The sequence below is a fragment of the Bacillus aerius genome (assembly GCF_029894105.1).
GTDB lineage: Bacteria > Bacillota > Bacilli > Bacillales > Bacillaceae > Bacillus > Bacillus altitudinis.
This window is the reverse complement of sequence record NZ_JARYHO010000001.1, coordinates 3,008,488-3,034,424: the sequence shown is the minus strand read 5'-3', so window position 1 is coordinate 3,034,424 and position 25,937 is coordinate 3,008,488. Positions and strand designations below refer to the sequence as shown.

The following is a 25,937-nucleotide window of genomic DNA, read 5'->3' as shown; positions in this document are numbered from 1 at the left end:
AGCCCTGGGTTTTATAAATGATCTTCTTTTAGAATGCGTAATAAGGAGCCTGAGACCGGCTGAAGTGGTGTGTATAATTTCAATTGGTAAAGCATGCCTTTGACGATGACTTGTCTTGGTTTTTGTTTGTTTAACTCGTTTTCTAAAATGCCAAGCGCTTCAAATAAATCTGGCTCGTCTTTTACTTCAAAATGTGCTTCTGCCAGTTCTCTTAATTCTTTTAATAGAGATTCTGTGAGCGGGTCAAATGATCGTTCATAAATCGGGCCGAACCAGTCGCTTGCTTGGTCCACAGAAATGAGTGGATGGTCATTGCGCTTCATCATACCGCCCATTAGATCATCAATACGGTGAATCATTGTTGCGGCAAGCTCCTCTGCTTCGAGCTGAAAATCATATAAAATGGCAAGCTCAAAGTAAACGTGACTCATGCCCTCAATCGTTAAACATAGATCAGCCATATAAGGAATGGCTGCATCTCCATACACTTGCTTAATGTTATCAATGTGCAACTGAATCGTCGCAAGTCGAATTTGCTTTGCGAGCTGCTGCGTTTCTTCGTTCAATGGGAGCGCCCTGTCGCTTAGCTGCATTTTAATAAAATCTTTTTGCTGCAAAATATTATCGTAATAGACAGTGAGCTGTTTCCGGTAGGCCTCTTTTGGTGTGCCGCCCTCTGTTTGAACCTCGTGAATCCGGGTAAATACCTTATCGTAATAGTAATGCAAGATCGAAATAAGCAGTGCTTCCTTCGATTTGAAATAAAGGTAAAACGCACCCTTTGACATGTGGCATTCATCTGCAATTTCCTGAACAGCCGTTGTATTATAGCCTTTGCTGGCAAATAACTTCATACCAGCCTCAATAATCATTTTTTCTTTCTTTTTCAATATGAATGTCATCCTTTCTTACCGAGAGACAAATGTCTTAGGAAACGTGCGCAAAGAGATGTGACTTATCGGTCATAAACGACAAAACTTTTCAAAAATTAATCAGATTGTAACTTGTTTTTTACAGTGTAATTCTTTATATTATAAAGTAAGGTGACCAACCGGTCAAAAAATGTGAAAGGATGATGTTCCATGAGAGAAATTGATGATATGATTAGACGCTTGAAAACAAAAGGAATTCAAGTAGAAAAAGTCAAAATGCCGAAAGAGACAACCATTGAAAAGAAATGGATGTATCAAGCTGGCAAGAAAATCAAAGCCACATACCGTGATTTCAATGGGTATTCATTCATCTAAAAAAGACTGCGGTGTAAAACCTACAGCCTCTTCTTTGGAACAGTGATCGTATAGCGTACACCCAGTTCATCATTTTCAATTGATATGGACGCTTGATGCATTGAAAGAATTCGTTTGACAATGCTTAATCCAATGCCGAATTCGCCCTTTTTTCCCTTACTAAAAGGTTCGTATAGGCTGGATAGCATGTGTTCTTCAATTGGAGGGCCATCATTACGAATGACGATGCGAATTTGATCCTCTTCCTGCTTCATATGAATATCAATTTTATTTTTTGCGTAGCGAAGTTGATTTTCTAATACATTTTCAAATAATTTGCTCCATTGTTCTGGATCGCCTTCAAGTGCAGCCTCATCATCTAAGTCCACGTTCCACTGCAATTCATTTTTGGACCAGCGTAAACGGTCAACCACTTCCAGCATTGTATTACTCACAAGGAAGGGAGAATGCGCCGGATGTTGTTTTGATAAATAATCAAGCTTTGTTAAATACAGCAAATCTTTGATTTTCTTCTCAAGCTTTTCCGCTTCGCCTTCAATCACTTCCACCGTTTGTTCAAGATCTCCTTTAGGGAAAATTCCATCTTTAATAGACTGCGTATAACCGCGGATGACCATCACAGGTGTCTTTAAGTCGTGTGATATATTTTGCAAAAGCGTTCGTTCTGTTTCATCTTTTTGAATGAGCTTTTGTCTCATTTCTTCAATCGTATGCCCCAGTTTGCCAATTTCATCTTGCCGGTCAACAATCACAGGATCGTCCCAGTCTTCTTGTGCAATGCGCTTGACGTGCTTTTCAAACGCGACGATTGGACGTGATAAGTAGCGGGCGAGCCAAATCGATGGAATCCAGCTTAGTAAAATAACCGTTCCTAAGATGAAAATCAGCTGTTTAAACAGTGTAAAGGACAAGTCATCTCGATAAGAATCGGGTGCATATGACAAGAGAATATATTGTGTATTGCCTGTTGAGACTTTTTTGATCACAAAAAAGATATGCTGACCATTCACTTCTTCAGAATAGCGTTTTGTTGCGCTTTTTTGTTTTTTAACAAAGGACTGCACTTTTTCAATAAAGGCATGCGGGAAAAACTGAGCCATTTGATTTAATTCATCTGACGGAATCAGAATGTGCTGAACCGAGCGGTTTTCTGGTGTCGACTTTGGTGAGCCGTCTCGATTCAGAGGGTATTCTGTTAACACTTGCTGCTCGTTTTCGATGTTTTTATAAATTTCATTCGTAAAGAAGCTGCGTAATGTATTTGAAAATAAAATGATCAGGACAATCGAGATGGTGAGTAAAATGCCAGAGATGACAACCCAAATTTGAAAAGCGAGTGGTTTGTTCTTCATCCTTTTAGCATCCTATAGCCAAATCCATAAATGGTCTCGACTTTTAAGTCAGGCATTTTTTTGCGCAGCCGTCTGACAAGATCATCGACCACACGATCTGTCCCGAAGTAATCGTGCCCCCAAATCTTGACGAGGATATCTTCCCGGGAAAAGGCATGTCCTTGATGATGGGTAAATAAGAGCAGCAAATCAAATTCCTTAGACGTTAAGTTAATTAGCTGATCTCCTTCATACACCTCTCTTACGTCCTCATGAATGATATAGGAAGAAACGGGTGTGACGCTTTGCTGCGGTGTGTCACTGTTTTTATATACAAGCTCCAGCAGCTTTTGCACGCGGATGATCAGCTCGCGCGGAAGAAAGGGTTTCGCAATATAATCACTGCTCCCGAGTTCTAAGCCAAGCACACGATCAATATCTGCATCACGTGCCGAAATAAAAATGACTGGTACGTCAGGTGAGGCTGCTTTGATTTCTTTAATGAGTGTGTAGCCGTCTGTATCAGGCAGCATAATATCTAAAATCCATAGATGCGGGGGCTTGTTCATTGCTTCGCGTGCCGCTTCTCCGGTTAAAAAAGAGGACACATTCCAATTTTCACTCTCTAAATATTTGGTTAACAGTTCATTTAAATTCTGCTCATCTTCAACTAAATAAATGGTGTACGACAAAGTCTTCCACATCCTCTCAACGTCATTATAACGGGATACAAAGGCGGCATGTCAACAATCACACGCTTTTTTCACAATTTCACATATTCTTCTCATCATTATCCCATAATGTTTGTTTATGATAAGCTCAAGGGAAAAAAGGGCATAGACAAAAGGCTAATGAATAGGTGCTTTTCACCAATGTGCACACCTTGCTTTTTTTCTATGAATAAGTATTATATAATTTGACATATTGTCATAAAGAATTTTTCAATGATATTGCCATTAAGAGGACATGAGTCCTGTCTAGACATATGAATGAAGCATTTCATGAAAATGATGCAAAGGAGTGCAAGCGATGGATTTCCGAAGAGAAGATGAAGAGAAAAAGATGAATGATCAAGAACACGCACATCAAGAGAATGAGAAACAAATAGAAGAACCAGAAAAAGAGAAAGAACTCGTTTTTCACCACCATGAAAACGAAGCATCTGCCTCTCAGGAGAGGGTGACAAACGGATCTCCTCAAGTGATTGATGACCGTTCGTCTAAAAAGGAGAAAAAACGGAAGGCTGCATGGCTGAGTCCTATTCTTGGAGGGATTATTGGTGGCGGTCTTGTGCTTGGCATTACACCGCTTTTACCGCAGTCACAAGATACAGCGGCAAACACTCAAACCCAAACAGCATCAAGCGAACCGGCTTCATCTGAAAATTTCTCAACAAAACAAATCACCAATGCGACGAATGTTGCTGATATGGTAGAAGATTTAGAGCCGACGATTGTAGGGGTTTCAAACTATCAATCTACACAAAACTCGTTCGGTCTTAGCGGTGATTCAACTGAAGCAGAAGCTGGAACGGGTTCTGGTGTCATCTTCAAAAAAGATGGCAAAAAAGCATACATTATCACAAATAACCATGTAGTCGAGGGTGCCAATAAATTAAAGGTCACACTATACGAGGGAAAAACAAAAGATGCGAAGCTTGTCGGTAGTGACGTAATGACAGATTTAGCTGTCGTGGAAATAAATGCTGACGGCATTGATAAAGTTGCAAGTTTTGGAGATTCTTCTAAGCTTCGTGCTGGAGACAAAGTCATCGCAATCGGGAACCCGCTTGGTGCGCAGTTCTCTGGTACAGTAACAGAAGGGATTATTAGTGGTCTCGATCGTACCGTTGAAGCCAATACATCATCTGGAACTGTTGAGATGAATGTGCTTCAAACAGATGCAGCCATTAACCCTGGAAACAGTGGCGGTCCGCTGATCAATACAGACGGTCAAGTCATCGGCATCAACAGTTTGAAAATTAGCGAAAGCGGAGTAGAATCACTCGGATTTGCGATCCCAAGTAACGATGTAAAACCGATCGTAGATCAGCTGTTGAAAAATGGAAAAGTCGAACGTCCTTACCTTGGCGTACAAATGATTGACCTTGAGCAAGTGCCTGAAACGTATCAGGAAAATACACTTGGCCTATTTGATAAACAAATCGGTAAAGGCATCTATGTAAAAGATGTTTCAAAAGGATCTCCTGCACAAAAAGCAGGCTTGAAGTCTGGAGATGTCATCATCAAGTTCAAAGGAAAAGATGTAGCGAACAGCTCACAGCTGAAAGAAATCCTTTATAAAGAAACAAAAATTGGCGATAAAACGACAATGACTGTCATCCGTGATGGAAAGAATAAAAATCTTGATATTACCCTTGGGCAGTCTGATAACGAATAAAAGAAAACAGGTGGATAAACGATCCACCTGTTAGATTGTTGACAAAGGGCTAAAATGAACTTTATTTTAGCCCTTTGTCTTCTTTTTTCAGCGTGATAGAAAGCCTTTGCAGTCTAGGAAGGACGAGTACTGGCGCGGAGCGAATTTGACATTCGTGAGCACCAGCGCGCAGGACTGACAACGAATGCGAGGGTTTGTCTACACGCTGACAGGTGGATAAAAGATCCACCTGTTTTTTTGTGTCTATTTTTTTGAAGATAGTGTCCGTAAAATAATGTTTTCCCATACATTCCAAGGCAGGAGCTGCTTTGCTATGAATGAAAGCCGAACACCTTTCCCGACAAGATACCTTAGCTTCTTTAGCCGCTTCTTCTCTGCAAGCGAAACCACAAGCTCTGCAACTTCGCCGGGATCTCCATAGTTGTTTTTTTGCGCCTCTATATAGGACATCATGTTTTCATAAATAGCTGTGTACTTAGAACCTGCTGCGGGTGGTGTCATTTGCTCATTCATGGAGGTGTTCCAAATGTTCGTTTGGAAAGAACCCGGCTCAATCAAAGCGGCCTGAATGCCAAACGCAGCCAGCTCAATTCGCAAACTCTCTGTATAGCCCTCTAGCGCAAACTTTGACGATACATATGGAGAGAGTGCGGGCATTCCCATGAGTCCGCTGATACTGCTCATATTGAATATTTTTGCACCGCTCGTCATCAACGGAAGGACTGCTTGTGTCATTTCCATCACACCAAAGACATTCACTTCAAATTGCTCACGGTACTGATCAACAGGCACTTCTTCAGCAAAACCAGCATAGGCCGTTCCCGCATTGTTCACAAGCAGGTGAATGGGAGCATAGGCATTAAGCCTTTTCTGAAATGCTTGAATGGACTGTGTATCTGTCACATCTAATGCTTCAATATGTATCGATTCGGATAAAGCGGCGTTCTTTACTTCTTCGGCAAGCTTTTTCGCATTGGTCTCCTGTCTTACGCCAGCAATCACAGTGTACCCTTGCTGAGCAAGACGCAGTGTGATGAGCTTTCCGAAACCGCTGTTGGCACCAGTCACAATGGCTGTTTTATTCATCATCCGGTTCTCCTTTTTGTTTTAATCTACCATAGTCTGCTGTTTTATTGAATAACGAAAAGGGGCTTGGAGAAGAATAAAAAACGATGCTATAAAATAGGAGGAAATACATGATGTGCTGGAAGAAGGCGGGACTGCTAGGAGTGCTGTTCTTTATGCTGTCTGGCTGTCGTTCAATCGAACCAATACAACATCCACATGAAGCAGAAGCTGAAAGTCTGTCAGCTGTTCAAATGAAGGAACTGCCATTTCAGCATTTGCAATTGCATGTACAATATGGACAAAAAAGCGAATTATATGAAGCTACCTATCGTCAAGCTGGTGGAAAAGAAGAAGCACTGATTCGAGATCATATGAATGGTGTCCGCTATGAAGGAGAAGAAGCTTTACGTGAAATGAAGATGAAGCTCAATGATATGTCGATTCCTAGTGCAAAGCTGAATGAAACATATGTCAATGAATTATTATCTGCTTTTAATTTAGATGATGATTATCAGCGGATACGAGTCGATATCAAGCTCGAAGATGGGACAAAACGTGCATTCGAAAAGAAAAAGTAAACGAGACTTTCTCATTTTTTAATTGAAAATGATTTTCAAGATCACTTAAATCTGATACACTAAATTGAGATAAGTGATCTTTGACGTCTACATAGACGATATTCAATATAAAAAATTTGGATGAGAAAAGGAGCGTTTGAGCGGAATGAGTGCCATTTCTACTGAAGGTTTAAGCTTAGGCTACGGAGAAACAATGATCATAGACGAACTAAATGTATCGATCCCTAAGGGTGAAATCACAGTATTTATTGGCAGTAATGGATGCGGTAAATCCACGCTACTTCGCTCTTTGGCCCGTCTCATGAAGCCAATGGGTGGTTCTGTCCTGCTTGAAGGTCATTCCATTGCCAAATTACCAACAAAGGAAGTGGCGAAACAGCTCGCCATTCTTCCGCAAGGGCCAGAAGCGCCAGAAGGATTAACGGTACATCAACTCGTCAAGCAAGGGCGATATCCTTATCAAAATTGGCTGAAGCAATGGTCAAAGCAAGATGAAGAAGCGGTAAATCGCGCACTGAAATCAACGAAGATGGAAGACCTTGCTGATCGAACGGTTGATTCATTATCAGGTGGACAAAGGCAGCGTGCATGGATTGCGATGACATTGGCACAGGAGACGGATATTATTCTATTAGATGAGCCAACAACGTATTTAGACATGACGCACCAAATTGAAATCCTTGATCTTCTTTTTGATTTAAATGAAAAAGAGCAGCGCACGATTGTCATGGTTCTGCATGACCTCAATCTCGCTTGCAGATATGCGCATCACCTTGTGGCCATTAAAGACAAGTCGATTTATGCAGAAGGAAGACCGGAAACTGTCATTAACTGTGATCTTGTGAAAAATGTCTTTGATATGAACTGCCAAGTAACAACAGATCCTTTATTCGGAACACCGTTATGTATTCCGCACGGCAGAGGACGCTGTATTGTCCAACAGGCACAAGCTGAGACATTTCTTGCTGCAAGATAATCGTATGTGAAAAGCCTGACATCTGTTACACGCAGAGTCAGGTTTTTTTCTGAAAAAAGGAGCGGAATACAAATGGGAAATGAATTAGATGAAAAGCTCGAAGGCCTGCTTGATAAATATACAGAGCTGCTGCTTGGTGAAACGAATGAGGAATTGAAAAGAGATGTCTCGCAGTGGATCATCTATTCTCATATTGCCAAAAGCATGCCGCCTTTAGCCAAGCATTTTAATGACACGTATCCAGAGGCAAAAGAAGACATCAAAGAAACGATTCAGCGGATCAAGCAATTAAATGAAGCTCATCGTGCCAATAAAGACCGTTAAAAAACTGCCAGTACGAGCTGGCAGTTTTTCTTTATGATCCGTACGGTGATTGATCTGTCAGTGTTTGCTGGAACTTCTGATGTGCCTGCTGGAGCTTTTGCTGGTCAGCGGCTTCGACAGAGTACCAACCATATTTGAACATGACATCATATAAATGTCTTTGCGTTTTTTGTGTTTCTAGCGCAATTCGCTGAATATCTTGGTAAAGAGATTCATGGCTGAATTCATTGAGCGCTGTGTTATATCCGCTTGTCATATATTTTTCAGTCGACAAAAGGTCTGTGACAAAGTCGCGATCGTTCATGTTTGTCGTTGTTGGAACCGGCGTTTGTGGATTCCCGATTTTTTGTTGGTTTTGCTGTTCCATGTCTGTTACCTCCTATTGCATAAAGCCAGAAGACTGGCCTTGCCCTGAGCTGCCTAAATGTTGAAGTATTTGTGTGTAATGCTGATGGTGCATTTGACCAACTTGATTGAGTTCTTGTTTCAATGTTTGATCCTGACAATGCTCGGCCATAAAGTGGGCCTTTTTCATCGCGATCAAATTCCAGTTCAGCATATCCTCTAGGTACAAGGAATCTTTTACTGAAATCACCTGTGGGGGCATATTCATTTGCTGGTTGTTCAAGATGTGTTCCTCCTTACGATTTCTTTTTATATTGCTGATTTTGACTGGTCTTTTTACCACCTAGGTCTGCTTCTTGTGATGGACCTGCGTTTCCTTTCACACTTGCAGCACTTACGCCTGCTTTTGATGGGTTCTTTTGCAAACGAGACATGTGGACATCACCTCCATTCTTACAATTCCCCCTCGTCTTTAATTCATACGCTGTAAAGAAAGACGCATGAGAATGTGTAAATTTTTGAAATCTGCTATTGAACTGTTTCGGAAAATCTTTTAAGATAAAGAAAGAGGCATTGCTTTTTTTTGGACAAAAAATGAATGACTGTTCATTCAAAATGTTTAGGGGGATATTTATGGGCAAACATATTCGCAAGGCGGCTGTCATTGGTTCAGGTGTCATGGGCTCAGGCATTGCTGCACATCTAGCCAATATCGGGATACCAGTAACATTGCTAGATATTGTGCCACATGAACTGACAAAGGAAGAAACGGCAAAAAAGCTAACGCTTGATCACCCTAGTGTTCGGAATAGATTAAGCCAAGACGCAATGAAAAAATTGTTAAAGCAAAAGCCAGCACCTCTTACTTCAGCCAAAAACCTATCATACATCACACCCGGAAATCTCACAGATCACCTTTCCTTATTACACGATGCTGACTGGATCATTGAAGTCGTCACTGAAAAGCTCAGCATTAAACAACACGTATTCTCTCTCATCGACGAACACCGCAAAGAAGGCAGCATCGTATCCAGCAATACATCCGGTATTTCTGTTGAAAAAATGGCAGAAGGCCGATCAGCTGATTTTAAACGCCACTTTTTAGGCACTCACTTTTTTAACCCAGCTCGTTATTTAAAGCTGTTAGAAGTAATTCCTATTCAAGAAACAGATCCAGAAGTACTCTCATATATGAAAACATTTGGTGAAGATGTACTTGGCAAGGGTGTGGTCGAAGCAAAAGATACACCGAACTTTATTGCCAACCGAATTGGCACTTATGGGCTTCTTGTCACAGTGCGTGAAATGCTTGAGAACAAATACACGATCGGAGAGGTCGATTCTGTCACAGGTCCTCTTATTGGCAGACCGAAAAGTGCGACCTTCCGCACACTTGATGTGGTGGGGCTCGACACATTTTCTCATGTAGCCCGCAATGTGTATGAACAGGTAGAAGGAAAGGAAAAAGATATTTTTCAGCTGCCTGAGTTTATGGAAAGAATGCTCGAAAAAGGGTGGATCGGCAGCAAAGCAGGGCAAGGATTTTATCAAAAAAACGGAAAGACCATTTTAGAGCTTGATCCTGTCACACTCACATACGGAGAACGGACAAAGCTGAAGGATCCGGGCATTGACATTGCCAAGCAGCAAAAGGGGACAAAAGCGAAATTGAAAGCGCTTATTTATCAAGATGGCCGTGCTGGGCAATTGCTTTGGAATATGACCGCACCTGTTCTTCTTTATTCAGCTCATCTAAAAGGCGACATTGCGGATGATATTCAGTCCATCGATAACGCCATGAAATGGGGATTTGGCTGGCAGCATGGCCCGTTCGAGCTGTGGGATGCGATTGGCGTGAAAAAAGCCGTCAGTCGAATGGAAGCGGAAGGGCACAGCATCCCGACCTGGGTGCGAGATATGCTTTCACAAGGACATGACACGTTCTATCAAGAAAATGCCGAAGGAGACCGTGCATTTTATCAGAATGGTGCTTATGAACAGGAAAAGGGAAACGACAAGAATATTTCGTTAGCTAGATTGAAAAAGAAACACGATGTCATTTTTAAAAATACGGGTGCAAGCTTGATCGATATCGGGGATGATGTTGCCTTGCTTGAATTTCATTCGAAAAGTAATGCCATTGGGCTTGATGTCATTGATATGATCAATCGTGCTGTAGATGAAACGGAAAAGAATTATAAAGGGCTGGTCATCGGTAACCAAGGAAAGAACTTCTGTGTTGGTGCGAATCTCGCCTTAATTTTAATGGAAGCACAGGACGACAACTTCTTTGAAATTGATTTTGTCATTCGCAGGTTCCAGCAGGCGATGATGAAGGTGAAGTATAGTGACCGTCCAGTTGTGGCTGCACCATTTGGTATGACACTTGGCGGAGGGACGGAGCTTTGTCTACCAGCAGCCGCTATCCAAGCGTCCAGTGAAACGTATATGGGGCTTGTCGAAGCGGGGGTCGGACTCATACCGGGCGGAGGCGGAAACAAAGAACTCTATATTCGCCATCTGCAAGGAGCGGAAAAGCCATCAGCAACTGTGATCCAAGATGCTACGCTACAAACCTTTGAAGCCATTGCGATGGCAAAGGTATCTACATCAGCAGAGGAAGCGCGTGATATGAAGATGCTCCGAGTGAATGACCGGATCAGCATGAATGGTGATCATTTAATCCATGATGCGAAACAACTCGTTCTTTCTCTTGATGAAGCGGGTTATCGTGCACCGCTGAAGCGAAAGGTGCCCGTGATGGGGGAAACAGGCTACGCAGCAATGGTGCTGGCTGCTGAAAACATGAGATTGTCTGGATACATTTCAGACCATGACATGACCATTGCGAAAAAACTAGCGCATGTCATTTCTGGCGGCAAATTGCCATTTGGTACAGAGGTGGATGAACAATACTTATTAGAGCTTGAAAGAGAAGCCTTTTTAAGTCTTGTAGGGGAAGTCAAATCTCAGGCACGCATGCAGCACATGCTCGTTAAAGGAAAACCTTTACGTAACTAGGGGGGAGTCAAAATGAGAGAAGCAGTGATTGTAGCTGGCGCAAGAACACCAGTAGGGAAAGCCAAAAAAGGATCATTAAAACATGTCAGACCTGATGATATGGGCGCATTGTGTGTAAAAGAAACGCTAAAGCGTGCCGGTGATTATGATGGAACAATCGATGATTTAATCATCGGATGTGCGACACCAGAAGCAGAGCAAGGGCTGAATGTGGCCCGGAATATTGGGGCATTAGCAGGTTTGCCATATACAGTACCTGCTATCACCATTAACCGCTATTGCTCTTCAGGTCTGCAGTCAATTGCTTATGCAGGTGAACGAATTATGCTTGGGCAGGCAGAAACCATTTTGGCCGGAGGCGTCGAATCGATGTCGCAAGTCCCAATGATGGGTCACTCCATTCGTCCAAACGCTCTTTTGGCAGAGCAAGCGCCTGAATACTATATGAGCATGGGCCACACAGCGGAGCAAGTGGCGCAAAAGTATCAGGTCACAAGGCAAGATCAAGATGCTTTTGCGGTGAGGAGCCATCAAAAGGCAGCAAAGGCACTTCAAGAAGGGAAATTTTCAGATGAAATTGTTCCCGTTGATGTGACAGAAAGACGGGTAGGAGAGCAGCATCAACTAGAAGAACGCCAATTTACGTTCTCACAAGATGAAGGTGTAAGAGCCGGCACAACAGAGGAGGTTCTCTCAACGTTACGACCTGCCTTCTCAACAAAAGGCACAGTGACTGCAGGAAACTCTTCGCAGACGAGTGATGGAGCGGCATGTGTCATGATGATGGATCGCGAAAAAGCATCTTCTCTTTCTCTTCAGCCGCTCGCCAAGTTCAGGGCGTTTGCAGTTGGTGGTGTACCACCTGAAGTCATGGGAATTGGGCCGGTTGAAGCCATTCCGCGTGCGCTGAAAATCGCTGGTCTAGAGCTGAAGGACATCGGGCTGTTTGAATTAAATGAAGCATTTGCTTCTCAGGCGATTCAAGTCATTCGTCATTTAGGGATCGATGAAGAGAAGGTAAATGTCAACGGCGGCGCCATTGCATTAGGACATCCGCTAGGCTGTACAGGAACGAAACTCACGCTGTCCCTCATTCATGAAATGAAACGGCGAAATGAACAATTTGGTATTGTGACGATGTGTATCGGCGGGGGCATGGGAGCGGCAGGCATTTTTGAATTGATCTAAAGGGGGAAAACAGGATGAAAGCAATGGAAGATGTAAAAAAGGGTGGCAGTTTCTTAATAGATGAGACGAATTATGAGCATATCTTTACACCAGAGGATTTCTCTGATGAACATCAAATGATCGGGAAAACAACGGAAGATTACATTTTACAAGATGTCGTTCCGCACATCGATCAAATTGAAAATCATGAATTCGAGCATTCTGTTCGTCTCTTGAAAAAGGCTGGAGAGCTTGGCCTGCTTGGTGCGGATGTTCCTGAGGAATTTGGCGGGCTTGGTCTAGATAAAATCAGCTCAGCCATCATTACTGAAAAATTTGCAAGAGCAGGCAGCTTCTCTCTTTCATACGGCGCCCATGTCGGGATCGGTTCTTTGCCGATCGTGCTGTTCGGTAATCAAGCGCAAAAGGAAAAGTACCTGCCAGGACTCGCCTCTGGAGAAACAATTGCGGCCTATGCCCTAACAGAGCCAGGGTCAGGTTCTGATGCGCTAGGTGCGAAAACAACGGCAGTCCTGAATGAAGCTGGAACACATTATGTCCTCAATGGGGAAAAACAATGGATCACAAACTCCGCATTTGCCGATGTGTTTGTCGTGTATGCGAAGATTGATGGTGAACACTTCTCTGCTTTCATCGTAGAAAAGGATTTTCCTGGAGTCAAAACAGGACCTGAAGAGAAAAAGATGGGCATTAAAGGGTCATCGACGAGAACGTTAATCCTTGAAGATGCCGAAGTGCCAAAGGAGAATTTGCTTGGTGAAGCAGGCAGAGGTCATGTCATTGCCTTTAACATTTTGAACATTGGACGCTATAAGCTGGCTGTAGGGACAATCGGAGCATCAAAACGAGTCATTCAATTATCGGCAGAGTATGCCAATCAGCGTAAGCAGTTTAAAACACCAATTTCTCAATTTAGCTTAATTGGCGAAAAAGCAGCCAACATGTCGGCAAAACTTTATGCCATGGAAAGTGCTGTATACCGCACAGTCGGGTTATTTGAACAAAGAATGGGTCTGTTAAGTGACGAGGAGCAAAAGGATGGGAAACAAATTGCGCAATCCATTGCAGAATATGCGATTGAATGCTCTCTTTGTAAAGTGCTTGGCTCTGAAACGCTCGATTATATTGTGGATGAAGGTGTGCAGATTCACGGCGGATATGGTTTCATGCAAGAATACGAAGTCGAAAGAGCCTATCGCGACTCACGAATTAACCGTATTTTTGAAGGAACGAACGAAATTAACCGATTGCTTGTGCCAGGCACCTTCTTGAAGAAAGCGATGAAAGGAGAGCTTCCGCTTCTTCAAAAAGCGCAAACCCTACAGGAAGAGCTGATGATGATGATGCCGGAAGAGCCGGGTGATCAGCCGCTTGATCAAGAGAAATACTTACTTGCCCATGCGAAAAAGATCGCCTTGATGGTGGCAGGTATGGCGGCGATGAAATATGGGAAAGCATTAGACAAAGAGCAAGAAATCCTTGTGAATATAGCAGATATCGTCAATGAACTCTTTGCTGCTGAGTCGGCGGTCTTGCGTACGGAAAAAGCAATCGCCGCATCAGGCACAGAAAAAAATGCACAAAAGCTTGCGTATACACAAATTTTCACGCAGGAAGCCTTTTTAAAAATTGAAGCTCATGCGAAAGAATCATTGATTGCCATGGAAGAAGGAGATTCACTCCGTATGAGTCTGTCAGCCCTTCGCAAGCTGACAAGATTCACGCCAATGAATGTCATCGCCAAAAAGCGCGAAGTAGCGAAACGAATCTTTGAAGCAGAGAAATATATCGTATAAGACGGCTTAAAAGGTGCGGATATCATGTCGCACCTTTTTGTAAGCATACATTTAGGTTTTTCATATGTTTTGTGATAAAATGTTGTCACTATTTGCAGGAGGTGAAAATGGTGGCTTTAGATTTTTACGAATACCCATCTTGCGGTACATGCCGAAAAGCAAAAAAATGGCTGGAAGAACACAATAAAGACATCAACAGCATACATATCGTCGAAGAGACGCCTGATAAAGAAACATTAAAAGCCCTTTACGAAAAAAGCGGTTTAGAGCTGAAGAAATTTTTTAATACGAGCGGTCAGAAATACAGAGAGCTGCAGCTGAAAGATAAACTTCCTGCAATGTCAGAGGACGAGCAGCTTGAATTACTTGCGTCTAACGGAATGCTAATCAAGCGTCCAATTACAACAGACGGCAAACGAGTGACAGTTGGATTTAATGAAGATACATTTAAAAGCGTCTGGAAATGATGTAACTTTCATTCAGATTGTGGTATCTTCAATATAGATTGTAAGAAAAGACTGGAGGGGTATGAAATGAGCACACCAAAAGATTTACGTTATTCAGAAGAACACGAATGGGTCAAAGTAGAAGGAGATAAGGTGCGTATCGGTATTACACATTTTGCTCAATCTGAGCTAGGCGATATCGTGTTCGTTGAGCTTCCTGAAGTAGGAGACAAAATTACAGCGGACGAGCCTTTCGGAAGTGTAGAATCAGTCAAAACAGTTTCTGAACTATACGCACCGATTAACGGCACAATCGTTGAAGTAAACGATGAGCTTGATGACAGCCCAGAGTTCGTCAACGACTCTCCATACGAAAAAGCTTGGATGATCGTAGTAGAGCCAGCGGATGCATCTGAAATCGAGAACTTAATGACTGCTGAGCAATATGAAGAAATGACAAAAGAAGACTAATTCATGTGAAATTGGACACTCTACCTTTATGGGGGGTGTCCAATTTGTCTTTTCAAAAAGAACAGGTGGATATAACAGAGCATGTCACTGGACGATTCAAAGAGAGTGGCATGGTGCTTTACCATCAAAACGAAGAGATTGGTACGATGATTAGTGAAAATCAATATGAATTAAAATCAGGTTATTCCTATGATCAAAACCGTTTTTATCGTCTGTCAGATACATTGACCCATGGGACTGAAAAATATGTAGACTGTGACGATGAAAATGGCTGGTGCTGATCACAGATAAGGCTGCAGTAAGTGCTGCAGTCTTTTTGTTGATCAATTGCCCAATCTTTACAACCTGAATGAAAGATTGTAATCTAAGGAAGAAGTGAATCAACGTCAAAAGGGCCGGGTGATCGTGATGAATGTCGAGATAGAAAAGGTCATCATTGTAGAAGGTAAATCAGATAAACAGAAGCTAAAAGAAGTCATAAGTGAACCTGTTACCATCATTTGCACCAATGGCACGATCAGTACATCGAAGCTGGATCAGCTTGTGGACGATTTATTCGGGAAAGACGTTTACATATTAGCAGACAGTGACGATGCTGGCGATAAACTGCGGAAGCAATTTCGAAAAGAATTCCCTGAAGCACTGCATCTTTTTGTCGACAGAACGTACCGCGAAGTGGCCGCTTCACCGTCAGCCCATATTGCATCTATTCTATTAGCTGCAAACATTGATGTTCATTCGAAATATTTATAAGGGTGACGTATATGAAAGAGATTGAAGAGCATGAATTCAAGGAGATAGAGGACGATTTATTTCTTTTGTACTTATATACACCATTTTGCGGAACATGCCAGCTGGCAAAGAAGATGCTGGCAGTGGTTGATGCCATGCAGCCGGAAGTTCCTTTTTATGAGAATAACTTAAATTACTCGCCAAGTTTTGCGAAAGCATTTGAGATCGAAAGTGTCCCTTGCTTTCTCCTGTTTAAAAAGGGTGAAATCGTGCAAAAAGGCTATGCCTTTCACTCCGTTCCATATCTTCATGAAATGATTGAAACCGCTAAATAAAGCGGTTTTTTGTCATATTTCAAGCAATTCATTTGAAAATTTGTCGAGCTATTTATAAAGGACAAGCCGATGTTTGTAGAGAAATGTTATGTATAACCAAATGACAGGGAGGTTATACATGTGGAAAATGTGAAAGCCCATGGAAGTGCAGGGCAGCGATTATTGTTAAAGCCGTTGCTCTCATCATCATCCTTGAAGATTACATTTGAGGCGGAAACGGACTCTTGTACATTGATTGTGGATGAACGTGGTGAAGTGAAGAAACTACCTGCAATTGAGTTATCGGATCTCATCTTTTATGGTGAGCGAAAAGAGATTTTGCAATTATTAGATGGAGACATGTCCTTACAGCAGCTGATCAGCAGAGGACAAGTGAAAGTGAAAGGCTCATTTCGAGCACTTCTTCGACTAGAAGCAGTACTTTGGCTGACGAACGGTTTTTTTCGAAAAATGATAACGTAGTCGTTTACTTGGAAATTAGCGATTTACAGCGTTGACATATCTCAGATAGCATGATATTCTACGTTAGTAAAAACATGAACATCACATAAAACAACATATTTTCTCTTATTAAGAGAGGTGGAGGGACGTGCCCTATGAAACCCGGCAACCGTCAGCATAGCTGAAATTGGTGCCAATTCACTCAAAGCCGCAATGCTTTGAAAGATGAGAGAAAGGCGTATTTGATATAAAAGGCCTTTCTGCTTGCGTTGCAGTTAGGTCTTTTTTACTGACCTGGCGTCAGGCTAGCGTCATAACAGTCGGAAGAATAATTGAACGTATGTGATGGCAACCTATAGATTCAGCAAGAAAGCAGGTGAACAGACTGTGATCCATTTACAGAATGTATCAAAAACGTATCATTCAAAAAGCGGAAATGTTGATGCCGTGAAAGACGTCAACTTGGATATCGATAAAGGTGAAATATTCGGAATTATCGGGTATAGCGGCGCAGGGAAAAGCTCCCTGATTCGCCTATTAAACGGTCTGGAGCTGCCAACAGAAGGAATCGTTGAAGTGGCAGGCAACCGAATCAATGAAGTATCGAATGCGAAACTTCGGAAAGCAAGACAAGAAATCAGCATGATTTTCCAGCACTTTAACTTGCTCTGGTCAAGAACAGTGAGACAAAATATTATGTTCCCGCTCGAGATCGCAGGTGTACCAACATCAAAACGGAGAGCTCGTGCAAACGAACTGATTAAATTGGTCGGTTTAGAAGGAAAAGAAAATGCATATCCTTCTCAGCTAAGCGGCGGACAAAAGCAGCGTGTAGGGATTGCGAGAGCATTAGCGAATGACCCAAAAGTTCTGCTATGTGACGAAGCGACATCTGCGCTTGATCCACAAACAACAGATTCCATCCTTGAGCTTTTAGCCGATATTAATAAACGACTAGGACTCACCATTGTATTGATCACACACGAAATGCACGTCATTCGTAAAATTTGTCATCGTGTGGCGGTGATGGAGAATGGCCGTATTGTCGAAGAAGGCGAAGTATTACGTGTCTTCAGACAGCCGAAAGAAGAAATGACGAAACGATTCGTGAAACAGCTTGCTGAACCAGAAGAAGCAAAAGAAACGATCGAGCACGTCCTAGAGAGAGTAAAAGAAGGTCAGGTCGTCCGGTTGTCCTTTATCGGAGATTCTGCCGAACAGCCACTGATCACGGAAATCATTCGATCCTTCAAGGTCGATGTGAACATCCTGCAAGGAAAGATTTCTCAAACGCAGGAAGGCGCGTTTGGAACACTCTTTATCCATATTAATGGAGACGAGAACGAAGTTGAAAAAGCCATCGCCTATATCCAAAGCAAACAGGTTGAAATCGAGGTGATGACACATGTTTGAGAAATGGTTTCCGAACGTTGATCTAGATGTCATTTGGGACGCGACGGGTGAAACAGTGTATATGACACTCATTTCATTGGCATTTGCCTTTGTGATCGGTATTATTCTTGGCCTACTGCTCTTCCTTACAGGAAAAGGCGGTCTTTGGGAAAATAAACCGATCAATGCTGTCATCGGCGCAGTCGTCAACATTTTCAGATCGATTCCTTTTATCATTTTAATTATTCTTTTACTAGGGTTTACGAAATTTTTAATGCATACAATTTTAGGCCCAAATGCAGCATTACCAGCCCTTGTCATTGGCTCAGCTCCTTTCTACGCACGTCTTGTTGAAATTGCACTGCGTGAAGTAGACAAAGGAGTCATTGAAGCAGCACGATCTATGGGAGCAAAAACGTCGACCATTATTTTCAAAGTATTGCTTCCAGAATCACTGCCAGCGCTTATTTCAGGAATTACTGTGACAGCGATTGCTCTGATTGGCTCTACTGCGATTGCAGGTGCAATTGGAGCAGGCGGACTTGGTGACCTTGCTTATGTGGAAGGATACCAATCTGGTAATACAGATGTCACACTTGTAGCCACAGTGTTTATTCTGATCATCGTCTTTATCATTCAAATAATCGGTGATTTGATTACAAATAAAATTGATAAACGTTAAGGGAGGAATTATTCATGAAGAAATTGATTTTAAGTGCACTATTTCTAGCATTTGCAGGCATTTTAGCTGCTTGCGGTTCATCAAATAACGCAAGCGATAACAAAACTATCACGGTTGCCGCTTCTAAAACACCACATGCCGAGATTCTTGAAGAAGCAAAACCAATTCTAAAAGAAAAAGGCTACGATCTAAAAGTGAAAGTACTGAGCGATTATAAAATGTACAACAAAGCATTAGCTGAAAAAGAAGTGGATGCGAACTTTTTCCAACATATCCCTTACTTAAACGAAGAAAATAAATCAAACAAAGATTACAACTTAGTGAGTGCTGGTGCCGTTCACCTTGAGCCTTTCGGTATCTACTCTAAGAAATACAAATCAGTAAAAGATATTCCAAACGGCGGCACGATCATCATGACAAACAACGTAGCTGAGCAAGGACGTATGCTTGCCCTATTACAAAATGCTGGTGTGATCAAGCTTGATCCAAAAGTAGATACAATCAACGCAACAGTCAAAAACATCAAAGAAAACCCGAAGAACCTAAAATTCAAAAAAATCGCTCCTGAACTAACAGCGAAAGCTTATGAAAACAGTGAAGGCGATGCAGTATTTATTAACGTTAACTATGCGATCCAAAATAAATTGAATCCGAAAAAAGATTCAATTGAACTTGAGCAAACGAAAAACAACCCGTATGCAAACATCGTCGCTGTTCGCAAAGGTGACGAAAAATCAGAGAAGATCAAGGTATTAATGGAAGTTCTTCACTCTGATAAAATCAAAGAATTCATCGACAAAAAGTATGATGGTGCAGTATTGCCTGTATCTGAATAACAAAAAGAAGACAAAGGGGTAAAATAAAGATCATTTTAGCCCTTTGTCAATCATCTGCAACCTCGCTTTCATGAAAGCGAGGTTTTTTTGTGTATTTTTTCAAATCTCGCTCATAATAAAAACGAACAAATGACCTGAAGGGATGGAATGAAGATGAATGAACAACATATGAGCGGATCGATGCAGCAATCACTGACGGATTATAAAACGGCAATGGGTGAATTTCAGAAGAAAATGCCGGTGTTTGGCAAGAAATTCAATGAATTTACGGAGCAGTGCTTCCAGAGCGATTCATTAACACAAAAAGAAAAACAAATGATTGCCCTCGGCATCAGCATTCATGCACAGGATGAATATTGCATGATCTATCATACAAAGGGAGCGCTCGATCAAGGCGCAACAGAAGAGAATTTGCTAGAGGTCGTCAGTGTGGCGGCAGCGTTTGGCGGCGGTGCTGCGCTAAGTCAAGGCATCACAGTTGTTCAGCAATGTATCGATGAATTTGGAGGACAGACGCATTAAGGGAAGGATAAGATGGTATTTTTCCATATCAGGGAGTTGAGTCGTTCTCAGCCGGTTGTGTGAGAAAATATGCCAGCATAGCGTGTTATATCCCTTTTGAGTGAAGCCGCATGTCTTTGATACAATAAAGCTACACTCAAAGAAGGGAATGGTTTATTATTTGTTCGGACCATAGTACACTGGGATTGGATTATACCGCCGAGATGGAAAAGGCCATGCATAAGGCTCATGGCATGAGCTATGCAGAGTACGAAAGAGACCATGACTTAAGGATGAAAGTGGAATATAAACGAGAGCAGTCCTATCGAGATGAGAAAAGGCAGCTCGCAAAAATGAATATACAAGGCTATTAAATAGCTAAGGGACGGGGAGAATAGTTTCCCGTCCTTTCTTTATGAAAACTGTCTTTTCGACATAAATCCTTTTATCTACCTGTATTTTTTGTTAGAATTTTGAGAGCATCCTCTCACGCTTGTCGTGAATGTGTTGTATTCACTTTTAATTTGTTATAAAATTAGAATGAGAATAAATTGAGAATAATGATTATTTTGGAGGTATCGATATATGACTGCTTCGACATTAACAATTAAGGACTTGCACGTTGAGATTGAAGGGAAAGAAATCTTAAAAGGTGTAAACCTAGAAATAAAAGGTGGAGAATTCCACGCAGTAATGGGACCAAACGGAACAGGTAAATCTACTTTATCTGCTGCTATCATGGGCCACCCTAAGTATGAAGTGACAAAAGGCAGCATTTTGCTTGATGGCGAAGATGTTCTTGAAATGGAAGTAGATGAGCGCGCTCAAGCGGGTCTTTTCCTTGCAATGCAATATCCATCTGAAATTAGTGGTGTAACAAATGCAGACTTCCTTCGTTCGGCTATTAACGCACGCAGAGAAGAAGGCGATGAAATCTCTCTCATGAAATTCATCCGCAAAATGGACGAAAACATGGAATTCCTTGAAATGGACCCAGATATGGCACAGCGCTACCTAAACGAAGGTTTCTCAGGTGGGGAGAAAAAACGTAACGAAATTCTTCAATTAATGATGATTGAACCAAAAATCGCCATCCTTGACGAAATCGACTCTGGTCTTGATATCGATGCACTGAAAGTTGTTTCTAAAGGGATTAATAAAATGCGCGGCGAAAGCTTCGGCTGCTTAATGATCACTCACTATCAGCGCCTATTGAACTACATCACACCAGATAACGTTCATGTTATGATGCAAGGACGTATTGTGAAATCTGGCGGACCAGAACTCGCGCAGCGTCTAGAAGCAGAAGGTTATGACTGGATTAAAAAAGAGTTAGGAATTGAAGACGAAACTGTTGGTCAAGAAGCGTAAGCGTTAGGAGGATTATTGATGACATTAGAAACGAAATTATCAGTAGATCAAGATTATGTCAAAAGCTTCTCCGAGAAGCATCAGGAACCGGCATGGATGAGTTCCCTTCGCTTACAGGCTCTTGAAAAAGCAGAAGACCTTCCAATGCCAAAGCCTGACAAAACGAATATTTCAAAATGGAATTTAACCAATTTCAAACAGCATACAGTTGAAAGTGCGCCATTTGGATCTTTAGAAGAGCTTCCTGAAGAAGTGAAATCTCTTATTGATTTAGAGGACACAGATAAGACAGTCTATATTCAGCGTGATCAAACGCCAGCATACTTGTCTCTTTCTACTGAAGCAAAAGATAAAGGCGTGATCTTCACTGATATCCATACAGCGATTCGCGAACATGGAGAGCTAGTGAAGAAATATTTCATGACTGATGCAGTGAAAGTGGATGAGCACAAACTAACAGCTTTACATGCTGCTTTAGTGAATGGCGGAGCTTTCCTCTATGTACCGAAAAACGTAGAGCTTGAAGCACCAATTCAAGCCGTTTATCTTCATGAAAATGACGAAACAACGTTGTTTAACCATGTCATCGTTGTAGCAGACGATCATAGTGCTGTGACATATGTAGAAAACTACATCAGTACGGCAACACCAGAAGAAGCGATCTTCAATATCGTGTCTGAAGTCTTCACGGGTGCAAATGCCCGCGTCACTTACGGTGCAGTGGATAACCTTGCAGAAGGTGTGACAGTCTATGTGAATAGACGTGGTATGGCAAATGGTCGTGACAGTAAAATCGAATGGGCGCTTGGCCTGATGAATGATGGAGATGTCGTGTCTGAAAACATCACGAAGCTTATGGGCGACGGTACATTCGGAGATACGAAATCAGTTGTTGTTGGCCGCGGGAATCAAACGGAAAACTTCACAACAAGCATCATCCACTTCGGTAAAAACTCTGAAGGGTATATCTTGAAGCATGGTGTCATGAAGGATCAAGCATCCTCTATCTTTAACGGAATTGGTAAAATCGAGCATGGTGCAACGAAGTCAAATGCAGAGCAAGAATCTCGTGTTCTCATGCTGAGTGAGAAAGCACGCGGTGACGCTAACCCAATTCTTTTAATCGATGAAGATGATGTAACAGCAGGGCACGCTGCTTCTGTTGGGCGTGTTGATCCAATTCAACTCTATTACCTCATGAGCCGTGGGATTTCCAAAGAAGATGCAGAAAGACTTGTCATTTATGGCTTCTTAAATCCAGTCGTCAAAGAACTGCCGATTGAAGGAGTTAAAAAGCAGCTCGTTTCTGTGATTGAAAGGAAAGTAAAATAATGAATATCAAAGACGTTCGTGAGCAGTTTCCAATCCTTCATCAGCAAGTGAACGGACATGATTTGGTGTATTTGGACAGTGCAGCGACATCTCAAAAACCACGAGTTGTCATTGATGCAATGAATGAGTATTACCGGTCTTACAACTCGAACGTCCACCGGGGTGTTCATACCCTTGGCACAAAAGCAACGGACGCATACGAGGGTGCAAGAGAGAAAGTTCGAGCATTCATTGGCGCTTCTTCTGTCCAGGAGATTATTTTTACTAGAGGTACAACAACAGCACTGAACACAGTTGCAATCAGCTATGCTAGAGCAAACCTTAAAGAAGGCGATGAGATCGTCATTACGCATATGGAACATCATGCGAATATCATCCCTTGGCAGCAGGCAGCAAAATCAACTGGCGCCACATTGAAATATATTCCGTTACAGGAAGACGGCACGCTGTCGCTTGAAGATGTGAAGCAAACCATCACACATCAAACGAAAATCGTTGCTGTCACACATGTCTCAAACGTATTAGGAACCATCAACCCAATTAAAGACATCGCAAAGATTGCTCACGATCACGGTGCAATTATCGTCGTCGATGGTGCCCAGAGCACCCCTCACATGCAAATTGATGTTCAGGACTTGGATTGCGACTTTTTCGCCTTCTCTGGGCATAAAATGTGTGGACCGACTGGCATTGGTGTTCTTTACGGGAAGAAGGACCTTTTGAATAATATGGAGCCTGCTGAGTTTGGCGGTGAAATGATCGACTTTGTGGATCTATATGATTCTACATGGAAAGAGCTGCCGTGGAAATTTGAAGCGGGAACACCGATTATTGCAGGAGCAATTGGGCTCGGAAAAGCGATTGATTTCTTAAATGACATCGGAATGGAGGAAGTCAGCCGTTACGAGCATCAGCTTGCGACTTATGCACTTGAGCGCTTTAAGGAGCTTGAAGGTGCCACGGTTTACGGACCGCAGCACCGAGCTGGACTTGTGACGTTTAACTTAGACGACGTCCATCCTCATGATGCCTCAACTGTTCTAGATACGGAAGGTGTCGCCATTCGTGCTGGACATCACTGTGCACAGCCGCTCATGAAATGGCTTGGTGTATCAGCGACTGCAAGAGCAAGCTTCTATCTGTACAATACAGAAGAGGAGATTGACGAGCTCATGGCAGCGCTCTGTAAGACAAAGGAGTATTTTACGAATGTCTTTTAATGTAAACTTAGACACACTGTACAGACAAGTGATTATGGATCATTATAAAAATCCGAGAAACAAAGGTGTGTTAAACGACAGCATTGTCGTCGATATGAACAACCCTACGTGTGGTGACCGCATTCGTCTCACGATGAAAATCGAAGACGAAAAAGTCATCGATGCGAAATTTGAAGGAGAAGGATGCTCGATTTCGATGGCATCTGCCTCTATGATGACGCAGGCGATTAAAGGGAAAGGTATTGAAACAGCTTTGAAAATGTCTCAGATTTTCTCCGATATGATGCTAGGAAAAGAATACGACGATTCCATTGATCTTGGTGACATTGAGGCGCTGCAGGGAGTGGCAAAATTCCCAGCGCGCATCAAATGTGCAACATTATCCTGGAAGGCGCTTGAAAAAGGCGCATCTGCCGAAGATAACGGCAAATCATAAGATTGGAGTGAAAATGGATGGCTAAAAAAATGCCAGATGTTGGTGAATATAAATACGGCTTTTCTGATAAAGACGTTTCCATTTTCCGTTCAGAGCGCGGACTGACAAAAGAGATCGTTGAAGAAATTTCTCGTATGAAAGAAGAGCCTCAGTGGATGCTCGACTTCCGTTTGAAATCTCTTGAGCACTTTTACAACATGCCGATGCCACAATGGGGCGGAGATTTAAATGCATTAAACTTTGATGAAATTACGTACTACGTAAAACCATCAGAACGCTCTGAGCGTTCTTGGGATGAAGTACCAGAAGAAATCAAACAAACCTTTGATAAGCTTGGAATCCCTGAAGCAGAGCAAAAGTACTTAGCAGGTGTATCTGCTCAGTATGAATCTGAAGTTGTGTATCACAACATGAAGCAAGATCTTGAAGATCTAGGCATTGTGTTTAAAGATACAGACAGTGCATTAAAAGAGAACGAAGACATCTTCCGTGAGCACTGGGCAAAAGTCATTCCTCCGACTGACAACAAATTTGCTGCGCTTAACTCGGCTGTATGGTCTGGTGGTTCATTCATCTACGTACCAAAAGGCGTAAAAGTAGATACACCACTTCAAGCATACTTCCGAATCAACTCTGAGAACATGGGTCAGTTCGAACGTACACTGATCATCGTTGATGAAGGCGCACATGTGCATTACGTAGAAGGTTGTACAGCTCCAGTTTACACAACAAACTCACTTCATAGTGCGGTTGTTGAAATTATCGTGAAAAAAGGCGGCTACTGCCGTTATACGACGATTCAAAACTGGGCAAACAACGTCTTCAACCTTGTGACAAAACGTACAGTATGTGAAGAGAATGCAACAATGGAATGGATTGATGGAAACATCGGTTCTAAGCTGACAATGAAATACCCAGCGGTTATCCTAAAAGGTGAAGGCGCTCGTGGTATGACATTAAGTATTGCCTTAGCAGGTAAAGGTCAGCACCAAGATGCAGGTGCAAAAATGATTCACCTTGCACCAAACACATCTTCAACGATCGTATCGAAATCGATTTCCAAACAAGGCGGTAAAGTCACATACCGCGGAATCGTTCACTTCGGACGCAAAGCAGAGGGTGCACGCTCAAACATCGAGTGTGACACACTCATCATGGATAACAAATCAACATCTGATACGATTCCTTATAATGAAATCTTAAACGACAACATTTCATTAGAGCACGAAGCGAAGGTATCAAAAGTATCAGAAGAGCAGCTATTCTACTTGATGAGCCGCGGAATTTCTGAAGAAGAAGCAACAGAAATGATCGTCATGGGCTTCATCGAACCATTCACAAAAGAACTGCCAATGGAATACGCCGTTGAAATGAACCGTTTGATTAAGTTTGAGATGGAAGGTAGTATAGGTTAACCGTTGATATACCGGGGATTAAAGGTGTTTAGGTATTGTATTTATATTAAGCA

Annotated in this window: 31 protein-coding genes and 1 riboswitch; of the genes, 24 read left to right on the top strand and 7 right to left on the bottom strand. The window is 42.2% G+C overall.

The features are described from left to right. Nucleotides 1-11: 11 nt before the first annotated feature. Complete coding sequence (locus M2353_RS15855) at nucleotides 12-890, bottom strand: TetR/AcrR family transcriptional regulator (RefSeq protein WP_284725706.1); 879 nt, start codon at nucleotides 888-890, stop codon at nucleotides 12-14. A 192-nt stretch (nucleotides 891-1,082) separates the two neighbouring features. On the opposite strand from M2353_RS15855, the gene spxO reads away from it, so the two are divergent. Continuing rightward, nucleotides 1,083-1,247 carry an anti-adapter protein SpxO gene (gene spxO, locus M2353_RS15850; protein WP_096881830.1) on the top strand — a complete coding sequence of 55 codons (165 nt, stop codon included), beginning with the start codon at nucleotides 1,083-1,085 and terminating at the stop codon, nucleotides 1,245-1,247. A gap of 20 nt (nucleotides 1,248-1,267) precedes the next feature. Here spxO and M2353_RS15845 read toward each other — a convergent pair whose 3' ends face one another. Next, a complete protein-coding gene (locus M2353_RS15845; RefSeq protein ID WP_065461027.1) occupies nucleotides 1,268-2,599 on the bottom strand; it encodes a HAMP domain-containing sensor histidine kinase in 1,332 nt (443 codons plus the stop codon). Continuing rightward, a complete protein-coding gene (locus M2353_RS15840; RefSeq protein ID WP_017359278.1) occupies nucleotides 2,596-3,270 on the bottom strand; it encodes a response regulator transcription factor in 675 nt (224 codons plus the stop codon). Before M2353_RS15840 ends, M2353_RS15845 begins: the two co-directional genes overlap by 4 nt. Nucleotides 3,271-3,607: 337 nt before the next feature. Between M2353_RS15840 and M2353_RS15835 the strand changes: the two genes are divergently transcribed. After that, nucleotides 3,608-4,978, top strand: coding sequence for a S1C family serine protease (locus M2353_RS15835; RefSeq protein ID WP_284725705.1), 1,371 nt, complete (start codon nucleotides 3,608-3,610; stop codon nucleotides 4,976-4,978). 243 nt (nucleotides 4,979-5,221) lie between these two features. Here M2353_RS15835 and M2353_RS15830 read toward each other — a convergent pair whose 3' ends face one another. Further along, nucleotides 5,222-6,064 carry an oxidoreductase gene (locus M2353_RS15830; RefSeq protein WP_284725704.1) on the bottom strand — a complete coding sequence of 281 codons (843 nt, stop codon included), beginning with the start codon at nucleotides 6,062-6,064 and terminating at the stop codon, nucleotides 5,222-5,224. Between the two features lie 113 nt (nucleotides 6,065-6,177). Here M2353_RS15830 and M2353_RS15825 point away from each other — a divergent pair, with 113 nt between their 5' ends. The 3 genes from M2353_RS15825 to M2353_RS15815 all read left to right on the top strand — a co-directional run bounded on the left by M2353_RS15825 (nucleotide 6,178) and on the right by M2353_RS15815 (nucleotide 7,924). After that, complete coding sequence (locus M2353_RS15825) at nucleotides 6,178-6,624, top strand: YusW family protein (RefSeq protein ID WP_284725703.1); 447 nt, start codon at nucleotides 6,178-6,180, stop codon at nucleotides 6,622-6,624. A gap of 145 nt (nucleotides 6,625-6,769) precedes the next feature. Further along, nucleotides 6,770-7,600: an ABC transporter ATP-binding protein gene (locus M2353_RS15820; protein ID WP_008347057.1), complete on the top strand. Its 831-nt coding sequence runs from the start codon at nucleotides 6,770-6,772 to the stop codon at nucleotides 7,598-7,600. Between the two features lie 72 nt (nucleotides 7,601-7,672). After that, nucleotides 7,673-7,924: a YusU family protein gene (locus M2353_RS15815; RefSeq protein WP_017359282.1), complete on the top strand. Its 252-nt coding sequence runs from the start codon at nucleotides 7,673-7,675 to the stop codon at nucleotides 7,922-7,924. A gap of 31 nt (nucleotides 7,925-7,955) precedes the next feature. Here the strand turns inward: M2353_RS15815 and M2353_RS15810 are convergent, their stop codons facing one another. The 3 genes from M2353_RS15810 to M2353_RS15800 are packed head-to-tail and all read right to left on the bottom strand — an operon-like array spanning nucleotide 7,956 to nucleotide 8,703. Then, nucleotides 7,956-8,291 carry a spore coat protein gene (locus M2353_RS15810; protein ID WP_047945381.1) on the bottom strand — a complete coding sequence of 112 codons (336 nt, stop codon included), beginning with the start codon at nucleotides 8,289-8,291 and terminating at the stop codon, nucleotides 7,956-7,958. Nucleotides 8,292-8,303: 12 nt separating this feature from the next. Beyond that, nucleotides 8,304-8,555 carry a hypothetical protein gene (locus M2353_RS15805; protein WP_060698253.1) on the bottom strand — a complete coding sequence of 84 codons (252 nt, stop codon included), beginning with the start codon at nucleotides 8,553-8,555 and terminating at the stop codon, nucleotides 8,304-8,306. A gap of 10 nt (nucleotides 8,556-8,565) precedes the next feature. Beyond that, a complete protein-coding gene (locus M2353_RS15800; RefSeq protein ID WP_008347049.1) occupies nucleotides 8,566-8,703 on the bottom strand; it encodes a YuzL family protein in 138 nt (45 codons plus the stop codon). 199 nt (nucleotides 8,704-8,902) lie between these two features. On the opposite strand from M2353_RS15800, the gene M2353_RS15795 reads away from it, so the two are divergent. The 19 genes from M2353_RS15795 to sufB all read left to right on the top strand — a co-directional run bounded on the left by M2353_RS15795 (nucleotide 8,903) and on the right by sufB (nucleotide 25,884). Further along, nucleotides 8,903-11,290 carry a 3-hydroxyacyl-CoA dehydrogenase/enoyl-CoA hydratase family protein gene (locus tag M2353_RS15795; protein WP_284725702.1) on the top strand — a complete coding sequence of 796 codons (2,388 nt, stop codon included), beginning with the start codon at nucleotides 8,903-8,905 and terminating at the stop codon, nucleotides 11,288-11,290. 12 nt (nucleotides 11,291-11,302) lie between these two features. Then, a complete protein-coding gene (locus tag M2353_RS15790; RefSeq protein ID WP_098680603.1) occupies nucleotides 11,303-12,478 on the top strand; it encodes an acetyl-CoA C-acetyltransferase in 1,176 nt (391 codons plus the stop codon). A 14-nt stretch (nucleotides 12,479-12,492) separates the two neighbouring features. After that, a complete protein-coding gene (locus M2353_RS15785) occupies nucleotides 12,493-14,274 on the top strand; it encodes an acyl-CoA dehydrogenase family protein (protein WP_046344434.1) in 1,782 nt (593 codons plus the stop codon). 110 nt (nucleotides 14,275-14,384) lie between these two features. Further along, nucleotides 14,385-14,741, top strand: coding sequence for an arsenate reductase family protein (locus tag M2353_RS15780; RefSeq protein WP_008356673.1), 357 nt, complete (start codon nucleotides 14,385-14,387; stop codon nucleotides 14,739-14,741). A gap of 66 nt (nucleotides 14,742-14,807) precedes the next feature. Then, nucleotides 14,808-15,191, top strand: a complete 384-nt coding sequence (gene gcvH, locus M2353_RS15775; RefSeq protein WP_008347039.1) for a glycine cleavage system protein GcvH — start codon at nucleotides 14,808-14,810, stop codon at nucleotides 15,189-15,191. A 44-nt stretch (nucleotides 15,192-15,235) separates the two neighbouring features. After that, the gene (locus tag M2353_RS15770) at nucleotides 15,236-15,472 is read left to right on the top strand and encodes a YusG family protein (RefSeq protein ID WP_008347037.1); all 237 of its coding nucleotides are present in this window, start codon (nucleotides 15,236-15,238) and stop codon (nucleotides 15,470-15,472) included. Nucleotides 15,473-15,599: 127 nt separating this feature from the next. Then, complete coding sequence (locus M2353_RS15765; protein WP_008347035.1) at nucleotides 15,600-15,944, top strand: toprim domain-containing protein; 345 nt, start codon at nucleotides 15,600-15,602, stop codon at nucleotides 15,942-15,944. Between the two features lie 11 nt (nucleotides 15,945-15,955). Next, the gene (locus M2353_RS15760) at nucleotides 15,956-16,258 is read left to right on the top strand and encodes a thioredoxin family protein (RefSeq protein ID WP_007500346.1); all 303 of its coding nucleotides are present in this window, start codon (nucleotides 15,956-15,958) and stop codon (nucleotides 16,256-16,258) included. 120 nt (nucleotides 16,259-16,378) lie between these two features. After that, nucleotides 16,379-16,720, top strand: coding sequence for an SCP2 sterol-binding domain-containing protein (locus M2353_RS15755; RefSeq protein WP_008347033.1), 342 nt, complete (start codon nucleotides 16,379-16,381; stop codon nucleotides 16,718-16,720). A 102-nt stretch (nucleotides 16,721-16,822) separates the two neighbouring features. Beyond that, a riboswitch (SAM riboswitch) is annotated at nucleotides 16,823-16,931 on the top strand. A gap of 155 nt (nucleotides 16,932-17,086) precedes the next feature. Then, nucleotides 17,087-18,112: a methionine ABC transporter ATP-binding protein gene (locus M2353_RS15750; protein WP_024719778.1), complete on the top strand. Its 1,026-nt coding sequence runs from the start codon at nucleotides 17,087-17,089 to the stop codon at nucleotides 18,110-18,112. Continuing rightward, nucleotides 18,105-18,773 (top strand): methionine ABC transporter permease, encoded by a 669-nt coding sequence (locus tag M2353_RS15745; protein ID WP_017368014.1) that lies wholly within the window; start codon nucleotides 18,105-18,107, stop codon nucleotides 18,771-18,773. Before M2353_RS15750 ends, M2353_RS15745 begins: the two co-directional genes overlap by 8 nt. Before the next feature lie 14 nt (nucleotides 18,774-18,787). Next, complete coding sequence (gene metQ / locus M2353_RS15740; protein ID WP_284725701.1) at nucleotides 18,788-19,609, top strand: methionine ABC transporter substrate-binding lipoprotein MetQ; 822 nt, start codon at nucleotides 18,788-18,790, stop codon at nucleotides 19,607-19,609. 153 nt (nucleotides 19,610-19,762) lie between these two features. Then, nucleotides 19,763-20,131: a carboxymuconolactone decarboxylase family protein gene (locus tag M2353_RS15735; protein WP_003212803.1), complete on the top strand. Its 369-nt coding sequence runs from the start codon at nucleotides 19,763-19,765 to the stop codon at nucleotides 20,129-20,131. A gap of 215 nt (nucleotides 20,132-20,346) precedes the next feature. Continuing rightward, a complete protein-coding gene (locus tag M2353_RS15730) occupies nucleotides 20,347-20,484 on the top strand; it encodes a YuzK family famiily protein (RefSeq protein ID WP_162835676.1) in 138 nt (45 codons plus the stop codon). Between the two features lie 211 nt (nucleotides 20,485-20,695). Continuing rightward, the gene (sufC, locus tag M2353_RS15725; protein ID WP_268448437.1) at nucleotides 20,696-21,481 is read left to right on the top strand and encodes a Fe-S cluster assembly ATPase SufC; all 786 of its coding nucleotides are present in this window, start codon (nucleotides 20,696-20,698) and stop codon (nucleotides 21,479-21,481) included. An 18-nt stretch (nucleotides 21,482-21,499) separates the two neighbouring features. Continuing rightward, nucleotides 21,500-22,813: a Fe-S cluster assembly protein SufD gene (gene sufD / locus M2353_RS15720; RefSeq protein WP_046526628.1), complete on the top strand. Its 1,314-nt coding sequence runs from the start codon at nucleotides 21,500-21,502 to the stop codon at nucleotides 22,811-22,813. Then, complete coding sequence (locus M2353_RS15715) at nucleotides 22,813-24,033, top strand: cysteine desulfurase (protein WP_284725700.1); 1,221 nt, start codon at nucleotides 22,813-22,815, stop codon at nucleotides 24,031-24,033. Before sufD ends, M2353_RS15715 begins: the two co-directional genes overlap by 1 nt. Continuing rightward, nucleotides 24,023-24,469: a Fe-S cluster assembly sulfur transfer protein SufU gene (sufU, locus tag M2353_RS15710; RefSeq protein ID WP_284725699.1), complete on the top strand. Its 447-nt coding sequence runs from the start codon at nucleotides 24,023-24,025 to the stop codon at nucleotides 24,467-24,469. The genes M2353_RS15715 and sufU overlap by 11 nt, the downstream gene beginning before the upstream one ends. Before the next feature lie 17 nt (nucleotides 24,470-24,486). Beyond that, nucleotides 24,487-25,884, top strand: coding sequence for a Fe-S cluster assembly protein SufB (gene sufB, locus M2353_RS15705; RefSeq protein ID WP_007500362.1), 1,398 nt, complete (start codon nucleotides 24,487-24,489; stop codon nucleotides 25,882-25,884). Nucleotides 25,885-25,937 lie beyond the last annotated feature (53 nt).

Bases quoted from the DNA above. Each gene is read 5' to 3' on its own strand.
- M2353_RS15845 (WP_065461027.1), bottom strand. From the start codon at position 2,599: ATGAAGAACAAACCACTCGCTTTTCAAATTTGGGTTGTCATCTCTGGC.
- M2353_RS15815 (WP_017359282.1), top strand. From the start codon at position 7,673: ATGGGAAATGAATTAGATGAAAAGCTCGAAGGCCTGCTTGATAAATAT.
- sufC (WP_268448437.1), top strand. From the start codon at position 20,696: ATGACTGCTTCGACATTAACAATTAAGGACTTGCACGTTGAGATTGAA.
- M2353_RS15830 (WP_284725704.1), bottom strand. From the start codon at position 6,064: ATGAATAAAACAGCCATTGTGACTGGTGCCAACAGCGGTTTCGGAAAG.
- M2353_RS15825 (WP_284725703.1), top strand. From the start codon at position 6,178: ATGTGCTGGAAGAAGGCGGGACTGCTAGGAGTGCTGTTCTTTATGCTG.
- M2353_RS15800 (WP_008347049.1), bottom strand. From the start codon at position 8,703: ATGTCTCGTTTGCAAAAGAACCCATCAAAAGCAGGCGTAAGTGCTGCA.
- M2353_RS15735 (WP_003212803.1), top strand. From the start codon at position 19,763: ATGAATGAACAACATATGAGCGGATCGATGCAGCAATCACTGACGGAT.
- M2353_RS15760 (WP_007500346.1), top strand. From the start codon at position 15,956: ATGAAAGAGATTGAAGAGCATGAATTCAAGGAGATAGAGGACGATTTA.
- M2353_RS15795 (WP_284725702.1), top strand. From the start codon at position 8,903: ATGGGCAAACATATTCGCAAGGCGGCTGTCATTGGTTCAGGTGTCATG.
- M2353_RS15835 (WP_284725705.1), top strand. From the start codon at position 3,608: ATGGATTTCCGAAGAGAAGATGAAGAGAAAAAGATGAATGATCAAGAA.
- M2353_RS15810 (WP_047945381.1), bottom strand. From the start codon at position 8,291: ATGGAACAGCAAAACCAACAAAAAATCGGGAATCCACAAACGCCGGTT.
- sufD (WP_046526628.1), top strand. From the start codon at position 21,500: ATGACATTAGAAACGAAATTATCAGTAGATCAAGATTATGTCAAAAGC.
- metQ (WP_284725701.1), top strand. From the start codon at position 18,788: ATGAAGAAATTGATTTTAAGTGCACTATTTCTAGCATTTGCAGGCATT.
- spxO (WP_096881830.1), top strand. From the start codon at position 1,083: ATGAGAGAAATTGATGATATGATTAGACGCTTGAAAACAAAAGGAATT.
- sufU (WP_284725699.1), top strand. From the start codon at position 24,023: ATGTCTTTTAATGTAAACTTAGACACACTGTACAGACAAGTGATTATG.
- gcvH (WP_008347039.1), top strand. From the start codon at position 14,808: ATGAGCACACCAAAAGATTTACGTTATTCAGAAGAACACGAATGGGTC.
- M2353_RS15715 (WP_284725700.1), top strand. From the start codon at position 22,813: ATGAATATCAAAGACGTTCGTGAGCAGTTTCCAATCCTTCATCAGCAA.
- M2353_RS15745 (WP_017368014.1), top strand. From the start codon at position 18,105: ATGTTTGAGAAATGGTTTCCGAACGTTGATCTAGATGTCATTTGGGAC.
- sufB (WP_007500362.1), top strand. From the start codon at position 24,487: ATGGCTAAAAAAATGCCAGATGTTGGTGAATATAAATACGGCTTTTCT.
- M2353_RS15785 (WP_046344434.1), top strand. From the start codon at position 12,493: ATGAAAGCAATGGAAGATGTAAAAAAGGGTGGCAGTTTCTTAATAGAT.
- M2353_RS15730 (WP_162835676.1), top strand. From the start codon at position 20,347: ATGCATAAGGCTCATGGCATGAGCTATGCAGAGTACGAAAGAGACCAT.
- M2353_RS15820 (WP_008347057.1), top strand. From the start codon at position 6,770: ATGAGTGCCATTTCTACTGAAGGTTTAAGCTTAGGCTACGGAGAAACA.
- M2353_RS15765 (WP_008347035.1), top strand. From the start codon at position 15,600: ATGAATGTCGAGATAGAAAAGGTCATCATTGTAGAAGGTAAATCAGAT.
- M2353_RS15790 (WP_098680603.1), top strand. From the start codon at position 11,303: ATGAGAGAAGCAGTGATTGTAGCTGGCGCAAGAACACCAGTAGGGAAA.